The 3,396-nt window shown below is 41.7% G+C and carries 2 protein-coding genes; both read right to left on the reverse strand.

The annotated features are described in order from the left end of the window. Positions 1–605, reverse strand: a 605-nt coding sequence (locus KPX09_RS04765; RefSeq protein WP_249549226.1) for a hypothetical protein, incomplete at its 3' end; no start/stop codon positions are given. An 827-nt stretch (positions 606–1,432) separates the two neighbouring features. Further along, positions 1,433–2,740, reverse strand: a complete 1,308-nt coding sequence (locus tag KPX09_RS04770) for a hypothetical protein (RefSeq protein WP_249549227.1) — start codon at positions 2,738–2,740, stop codon at positions 1,433–1,435. Positions 2,741–3,396 lie beyond the last annotated feature (656 nt).

Consider the following 3,396-nt stretch of genomic DNA (forward strand, 5'->3'; position numbering starts at 1 on the left):
TTCTCCGCATTATTAGTGTATGGATCCTTAGCATATTGCTTCATGGTTTTCACACTACTTTCTATGAGACGACTAGCAAGCAGGCAATGTAATGATGTTTGTGATAGTGTTGAGATCATAGATCTTACAGGTGCGACCAAGGTTTCAAAACTTTGCTGAATACACTCGCGACCCAATTTATCAGCTTGAGAATCCAATGTAGCAGCTAAGGCGCGCAGCTCTTCTAGGGCGAGTAGTAACGCCGACTTTGCAGTAGAATTGACGGCAAAGTCGGCCTCACCAACCCCTTGAGTAAGGCATAAAAAAGCATCTTCTGGAAGACCCTCAATGATATCCACTAATTCATCAACGAGCACCTGTTTTATATCATCGGCGGTATCCTCCCGTGCTAGACAAAAATCATGGTATGCCGCCTCTACATTGACCAAAGCTGTCTGAAGTAATGGATTAGCATCTCCCTCAGAGGTTTCTACAACTTCTTTCAACTTTGATATAGACTTTTCCAGCAACCAGCTGAGATACACAGAAACAGCCCGATGCGTGAGCCTGTCATTCCTAGGCTCATCTCCTACGCGACTATAAACTCTATAGGTTTTTAGACCCATAAACCGTCAAAGCATGCATAACAACACTACCGTAACACATATGCCCACGTAATATGAGTAATGTAACTTTCAAGGTAATAACATTAGCGTCATAGCTTTCAACAACTGCCAGTTTCACAAAATTTACATTGCGCACGCAAAAATATGGGTAATAGCTTTAATATGACCGTGATAAACGCTTGCATATGGAGTGAAGAACCTATGAAAGGTAGAGAAACTTCGTACAGCGCTATGCTATAAAAAAGAAGTTTCCTAATCGAGAAGGCCTCACTTAAAACATTGCAGAAGCACTACTCAGTATCCTAAAAGTCTAGAATATCCCCGTTGATGGGAACGTCTTTGCCAGCAGAATAAACGCCTGAATGGAGAATAAAAAGCAGTACGAACATCAACTCGAATATAGCTGCCATGCTGCACACATGGTCAATAGGGTAGGTAAGTCCATTTTATTTCAAGGGCTTCAAAAATATGAAGCCGAAAATCTCATACAGACAGATCGCTTGTCTCAGAATAATAACATAGACGTTACTATAGCCAAAAGTTCCCTCATTTAATATTGCAAACCTTCCTTTGGCAAACAAGGCACTGGAAATATTCACTATTCCAGCTTAGAAGAGAGACTATGTATCAGTATTTGAGAAACTTAGACAAGTAAATACTATTCCATGTTTCCTGTAAAAAGCAGTCAGTAGTTATACAGAGCATGTAACGACATGCACTACATTAGCAAAATGAAAAGGCTAATCTCTGAGAAATCAATGCAATCAAAACAAACTTAGCCATTTTAAGCAACTACCGTAAAATGAATGAATATCTATAACTACTAATTAATGAAGCAAATCAGGAGAAGCGTCAGCAAGATCCAATCCCTCAACCGACAGATCATCCCATCCTGCACCAGGTGCTGGATCAAGAAGACCAGGCTCAGCGCACTGTCTCATGATGCATCGCAGAGAAGCTTGTGTTACCATCGCACGAAGTCTAGCGTATGTCTCAGCGTCACGATTACTAGGCAAATCAGACGGATCTACTTTGTCGAGAGCTTCACGTGCTTTGTTCAAAGCAGGAAGTACACAACCGACACCCTGCGAATCAGACAGGTCTATAGATTCACAGATATCCACATGTGAGTTTAGACCACACAGCGCGCTAGAACACTCTAGAATAGCAGGAACACACGACAGTTCTGTATCCGCAGCCATGCAACTATAGCACAGGCGACGTGCGGCTGCATATGCAGATGACACAGTAGCACCCATATACTCTGTGTCCTCGAGGGAAGAATCGCAAGTGTTGGTGCCATTTACGTAATCCTTAAACAGCCCTTGGATCTTGTCAAGCGCTTTATTAGCCAGTGCACAACTCCAGGATGCTCGAACAGTAACACCTGGTGCATCAGAAACTCTACGTATCGCTTCTCTCACATTGCCGAGCAAAACTTCAAAGCTATCACTTAAACATCCTCTAGCACCCATGTCAGCATCTTGGTGCACAGTGTAAGCCAGAGCACGCAATTCCTCTACTCCTGACAGAAGCGCACATCTCGCTTCGGATGCACTGACAAACCCAGCAGAACCCTGAACTAAGTACATAAAAGCACTATCATGCATCGCCGACACAGAATCACTAAGTGAGTCTATCAACATACACAATCTGTTTCTTGTATCTGATGATGACTTGTCTGGAAGACTTCGATTTGACTGGAGAATAGATACAACTGCGGCGACTCTAGAGGAGGCGTCACAGAAGCTAGAAACGTCGTCGCCTGCAGGTCCTTCTAGAGGTAATGACCCATCGCGGCAACGCGAAAGATAAAACAACGCACTGCGACATTGAAAAAGATACCCTTCACAACCACCAGATAGTGCTCTCACTATATCACTGAAATTACCTGCTCGTGCCTTATAAAGATCATCATATACCTCTTCAATACAATCTAGAGCCATCTGAACGAACGCACAACCCGTCGCTCCAGATGCTTCTAGAACTGTACGCAACTTACGTGCAGCCCCTTCCAGCAACCAGCTACAATACACAGCAACAGCGCGATGTGTAAGCCTATCACCAATGATATCACTTTCTACGCGACTATAAACTCTATAGGTTTTTGAATTGTAAATCATTGAACTATGCATCACATAACCACAACACACACATTCGAGTGTAACATGTTGTTAATGCATCTTTCAAATGGAAATTCTAGCTACAGCTTAGTAAAGTAGCTAGAATTTGTAATACAGATAGTTGTAAATTTTTTTGGCCTTTCTGTAAGCATTACCATAATACATGCTTCGGTGTGGAGGTAAGATTTAGGTAAAAAATCCAAGTACATTTATTGTGATATTGTGTGCTTCAGCCCCACAAAATGCAATCGCGTTTGCTTACAAGGTTTTAGAAGCAGTTTCACCAAGTAAAAAGAGCAGGGGAATTTTTGTGTAATGCGGTATATAAGAGCTGTTTTTCAAATCATCAGTGTATCGTGATTGTAACTAAGAAGGGATTAAAAGTAATCACTGAGATTTATTACGTCAACCATAACCTCATAATACCACTTAAGAGAACTTCTGCTGGAGTACTGAACGAAATTACTCTATGCCTTTTTTTAACTTTACTATCAACATGTATGTGATTTTACGCACAACTATTGATAAGGCGCAAAAAGGCGTACTACAAAAATGGTTATGGTTATATACTGCTTTTAAGAAGGCTTGTGTTCCACTTCTATCAAGATGATTCTGACTTGACCAACGCGTTCCGTAGCGTTTTATGTACCTAGACAGGAAAGCTCGTT

The sequence above is a fragment of the Anaplasma phagocytophilum genome (assembly GCF_023476575.1).
Lineage (GTDB): Bacteria > Pseudomonadota > Alphaproteobacteria > Rickettsiales > Anaplasmataceae > Anaplasma > Anaplasma phagocytophilum_A.

Bases quoted from the DNA above. Each gene is read 5' to 3' on its own strand.
- KPX09_RS04770 (WP_249549227.1), bottom strand. From the start codon at position 2,740: ATGCATAGTTCAATGATTTACAATTCAAAAACCTATAGAGTTTATAGT.